Below are 4,385 nucleotides of genomic sequence, written 5' to 3' on the forward strand. Positions count from 1 at the left end.
TCTTTCCAATATGTTAGGCGGCGGTGTCATCGTCCAGCGTTTTGGTGATCTAATCCGTGGTCAGCGTTCTACACCAAGTCGTATCGCATCCGGATTTGTAAAACCAACCTTAAAGGCAACGCCGGGGGATCTGTCTCTGGTCATTCCAAAGCGCCAGTTGGATGATATCATCGAAATGATCTACGCATTGGATGAAGTCTGTCCGTCAACAGCCAGCGATGATACTTTGTTGTATGGTGTGGAAGTCAAATTCTACAATATGCAGGTACAGGTGGACAAACGCTTAGAAACATGTCATAAAGGATTGTTTGTAATCGGGGATTGTTCCGGTGTTACCCACTCCTTGAGCCATGCCAGTGCCAGTGGTGTTTACGTCGCAAGAGAAATTGCCAAAGAGCTTTAAGACTTGATAAAGTCAAGGATATCGCAAATCACGGTATCCTTTTTTTCTTCCTGTAAGATTTCGTGTCGCATATGCGGATATACTTTTTCTTCGATCGTATCGTATCCTTGTCTACGCATGTCATCTTCTGCCTGATGCAGTTGTTCTACAGAGCCAATGACAGGATCGTTTTCTCCTGCCAGAAACAAAATCGGAAGAGTGGGATTTTTAACTTTCCAGCCTTTTCCATCAAATGTTCTTTTCACCATCAAAAACAGATTTTTAAACCCATTCAACGTAAAGATAAAACCATCTTTTTCTTCTGCGTTATACGCCATCACATTATGCATATTTTCCGATAACCAGCGATTCTCGTGAGTTCCTTCAAATTTCCGATCGTATCCACCAAAAGCCAGAGATTGAATAAAATGACTGCGGTGATGCTTACCAAAACATAGACTTAAAACTTTTGTCGAAAAAAGTGCCGCTGTAACTAGTAGATTTTTAACGACCGGTCCGGAAAGAATCAGCTTGTCAATTGTATCATCATACTTCTTACAATACAGACGCGCTACCAGTGTTCCCATAGAATGTGCAAATAAAATAACCGGAACTGATGGAAACGCCTGTCTGACATGATTGATCACATCTTTGACATCTTCCACGATATAATCCGCATCCTCCTCATAGAAATAGCCATAGTCATCCTTTGAACATACGCTTTCTCCATGTCCTCGATGATCATAGATCAGTGCCGCATACCCGTCTTTCGCACACGCCTGCATAAAATCAACATAACGCTCTTTATGTTCGGCCATACCATGTAAAATCACGATGACTCCCTTTAACGCAGTATCTGGCTGGATCAACAAGGCCGACAAGGCAAGTTCATCACTTGAAGATGATATTATAAATTCTTTTGTATTCATGATAAACCTCTTTCTTGTTTCTATTGAAACACGTATTATTTACATTTACAACTGCATTTTTGCGATCATTTTCTACTATTTTTAGAAAACCACTAGGAATTTTGTGGAATTTCTTGGGATGTTTCTGATTTTGTGATATACTTCATATATGTATCAAAAAGTAGGGGGTGAGCGTATGAACGAAAACTACTTTGAAGAAAAATACGACGATATGGATGAAGATATCCAACAAAAAGAGGCTCTTGTGCTAGAGGCAGAGAAAATCGATGAAATAGAAGATGATCATGAAGCCAGCCAGAAAATCAATCAGTTACGACGCAGCTGGAGACAGATTCATTATTGGGAAAGCGAGTACGAAGAAGATCTAAAAAATCGCTTTGAGGCAGCCATCGATGCTTTCTATGCAAAGTTTAAAGAAGCCGAAAAAGAACACGAAGCAGCTAAACGCGCTCTGATCGAGAAAGCGAAAGAATTATCGCAAGCCAAAGATCTGAAACAGACGACAAAAGCGCAGCAGGAATTGTTTGAAGAATGGAAAAAAATCCCAAGCGCCGGACGTAATTTAGACGACGTTCTCTGGGAAGAATTCCAGAAAGCACGACAGGTATTCTATGACCGCAAACAGGAAGCCTGGGAAAACATGAATCAAAACTTTGATAAAGTCAAAGAAGCTAAAGAGGCTCTCATTGAAAAAGCCAAAGAGCTTGAAGATTCTGTTGAATGGAAAAAAACATCTGAAAAATTCCGTGATTTAATGACGCAATGGAGAGAAGCCGGATTTGCGGGAAAAGAAGATAACGACGCTTTGTGGGAAGCCTTTAACAGCGCCCGTCAAAAATTCTATACCCGCCGTAACGCTTTCTATGAAGAATTGCATAGTACACAAGCTGTCAATTTGAAAGAAAAACAAGAATTGATTGAAAAAGCTCGTGCTATTAAGGATAGCGAAGATTATTCTCGTGAAAATACAGAAACGATGAAGGATCTTGCGGTACAATGGAAAAAAATCGGTTCCTGCGGAAAGAATAAAGATGATAAGATCTGGAATGAATTCCGTGAAATCAACGATATCTATTTTGACGGTTTAGGAAAATCAAATGCCAAACGTCAGGCCGATCATCAGAATCGTATGAAAGATGCTCGTGCTCGTAAAGTTGATTTATTGAACAATCAAAAACGTCAGATTGAACGTCTTCAAGATTCTTTGTATGGCTTAGTTTCTGAGCAGGAAATGAAAGACATCGAAGCGCAGATTCAACAAAAAGAAGACTTCATCAAAGAACTGGAAGCACAAATCGAAGATATCGATTCTAAGATTGGTGAATAGTAGAAAAGCTCGTAAAAAAATCGAGCTTTTTTTAGTATTGTCTTATAATGATATTGGTGATATTTATGTCTATTACAATACATTCAGATTCAAAATATAAACAATATGAAAACTTATTACTCGAAAAGGATCAAATTCAAAAAGAGGCAAATCAATATCAGGGTTTGTATCTACATCATTTCGGTGAAAAAATTGTTACTCTTTACAGACTCAAAGTAGAATGCATTCGTCTTAAAAAGAAAATTTCCCTTTTTCAATTTCAAATCAATCAAAATCAAGGTATTGATATACATAAAATCAACTATATTCTTAAACATGAAATGACATCTTATAATAATTATCTTGAACAACTACTTAATGATGTCAAGAATTGTAAAAAGCTTAAATATTCCAGCGACTATGAAATCAAACGTTCTAAACAGCTTTATCGTCGACTTGCCAAACAAATTCATCCAGATGTCAATCCATTAACCGATAAAACACCTGAATTAATGGACTTATGGAATCAAATTACGATTGCATATCAAGCTAATGATACCAAAGAGTTAAGTGAATTAGATGTTTTAGTTCAAAGGATACTTCAAGACCTCCATTGTTATGCGCGTTCTATCGATATACCTAATATAGATGAAAAAATTCTACAGCTAAAAGAAGAAATTCAAGAATATATTCAAAATGAACCTTATACCTATAAATTTATTTTAATGGATGAAGACAAAATTCATCAAAAAGATATTGAATTAAAAAAAGAAATTCAATCTTATAAAGACTATCAAAATAATCTTAATGATGTGATCAATAATCTTTTGGAAGACCAGGAGGTATTTCAAACATGTCAAATGAATTGATACAAAACCATTCCAATGAATTAGTAGAAACATTGAATCAAAATGGTGGTGTTGATAAGCTTTTAAAACCCTTAATTCGTGAAATTCATTTATTTGATACTTATATTGCAGGTACAACACATTTAGAAGATCCATCCATTTTACTACAACTGAACCCGCAAGAATCTTTAAAACTAGTACGTGAACAAAATAAATTTGATCCGAATGCCATAGTCATCTTAGACTCTTCCAATAAAAAACTTGGTTATATCCCTGAAAAGGATAATATTGTATTTTCCCGATTAATGGATGCAGGAAAGGCATTAAGTGCCAAAATCAAATCGATTCAAAAGAAAAAGAGCTTCATGGATGTTCGGATATCCATATATTTAGTAGATTTTTAGGTATACTTATGGAATTTAAATACGATCCACAAAACAGACGTTTGATCGAAGGATGGAACTTAATCTTCTATGATACAGAAGATACTATACATTTATCAATGGAAGAATATGAACAACTCGCATTTGATTTTAATTGGAATGGAATGATTGACTGCGCTTTTCGTACCTATCATCGTGGAATTGAGGCTGGCTATAAAGAATTAATCCCTTTACTAGGCGAGCTTTACGAACAAAATGACGACTTAGAAAATGCATATCGATGTTATTTAGAAGCTGCTCTGATCAATAATCAAAACGGCTTAAAAAATCTTTCAAGAATGTATAAAAAAGGAATCTATGTCCAAAAAGATGAAAAAAAGCCAAAAAGCTAAATATGTTATCAAAAAAAACAATAATGAAACGCTATACCGACAATTTGGTGATATGGCATAAATAATGTCAAATTAGATTTTATATTGTAGTCAGAAAAGAGGTATTCTTTATGACTACAAATACTCAATCATTTTTAACCAAACA

Annotated in this window: 5 protein-coding genes and 1 pseudogene; 5 read left to right on the forward strand and 1 reads right to left on the reverse strand. The window is 35.7% G+C overall.

From position 1 onward, the window contains the following. A pseudogene (locus U0M88_RS07175) lies at nucleotides 1-403 on the forward strand (FAD-dependent oxidoreductase); the annotation flags it as partial. Here U0M88_RS07175 and U0M88_RS07180 read toward each other — a convergent pair. Then, nucleotides 400-1,311, reverse strand: coding sequence for an alpha/beta fold hydrolase (locus U0M88_RS07180; RefSeq protein WP_331869380.1), 912 nt, complete (start codon nucleotides 1,309-1,311; stop codon nucleotides 400-402). The pseudogene U0M88_RS07175 and the gene U0M88_RS07180 overlap by 4 nt on opposite strands. 148 nt (nucleotides 1,312-1,459) lie before the next feature. On the opposite strand from U0M88_RS07180, the gene U0M88_RS07185 reads away from it, so the two are divergent. The 4 genes from U0M88_RS07185 (at nucleotide 1,460) to U0M88_RS07200 (ending at nucleotide 4,240) form a co-directional block, all read left to right on the forward strand. Next, nucleotides 1,460-2,638: a DUF349 domain-containing protein gene (locus U0M88_RS07185; RefSeq protein ID WP_331869381.1), complete on the forward strand. Its 1,179-nt coding sequence runs from the start codon at nucleotides 1,460-1,462 to the stop codon at nucleotides 2,636-2,638. 65 nt (nucleotides 2,639-2,703) lie between these two features. Beyond that, nucleotides 2,704-3,486, forward strand: coding sequence for a hypothetical protein (locus tag U0M88_RS07190; RefSeq protein ID WP_331869382.1), 783 nt, complete (start codon nucleotides 2,704-2,706; stop codon nucleotides 3,484-3,486). Then, on the forward strand, nucleotides 3,471-3,869 hold the full coding sequence (locus U0M88_RS07195) for an HIRAN domain-containing protein (RefSeq protein WP_331869383.1): 399 nt from the start codon (nucleotides 3,471-3,473) through the stop codon (nucleotides 3,867-3,869). Before U0M88_RS07190 ends, U0M88_RS07195 begins: the two co-directional genes overlap by 16 nt. A gap of 8 nt (nucleotides 3,870-3,877) precedes the next feature. Continuing rightward, on the forward strand, nucleotides 3,878-4,240 hold the full coding sequence (locus tag U0M88_RS07200; RefSeq protein ID WP_331869384.1) for a hypothetical protein: 363 nt from the start codon (nucleotides 3,878-3,880) through the stop codon (nucleotides 4,238-4,240). Nucleotides 4,241-4,385: the final 145 nt, after the last annotated feature.

This window comes from Faecalicoccus sp., assembly GCF_036552745.1.
Classification (GTDB): domain Bacteria; phylum Bacillota_I; class Bacilli_A; order Erysipelotrichales; family Erysipelotrichaceae; genus Faecalicoccus.

Excerpts from the sequence above, each read along its gene's own strand:
- U0M88_RS07190 (WP_331869382.1), top strand. The coding sequence starts at position 2,704 with ATGTCTATTACAATACATTCAGATTCAAAATATAAACAATATGAAAAC.
- U0M88_RS07185 (WP_331869381.1), top strand. The coding sequence starts at position 1,460 with ATGTATCAAAAAGTAGGGGGTGAGCGTATGAACGAAAACTACTTTGAA.
- U0M88_RS07195 (WP_331869383.1), top strand. The coding sequence starts at position 3,471 with ATGTCAAATGAATTGATACAAAACCATTCCAATGAATTAGTAGAAACA.
- U0M88_RS07180 (WP_331869380.1), bottom strand. The coding sequence starts at position 1,311 with ATGAATACAAAAGAATTTATAATATCATCTTCAAGTGATGAACTTGCC.
- U0M88_RS07200 (WP_331869384.1), top strand. The coding sequence starts at position 3,878 with ATGGAATTTAAATACGATCCACAAAACAGACGTTTGATCGAAGGATGG.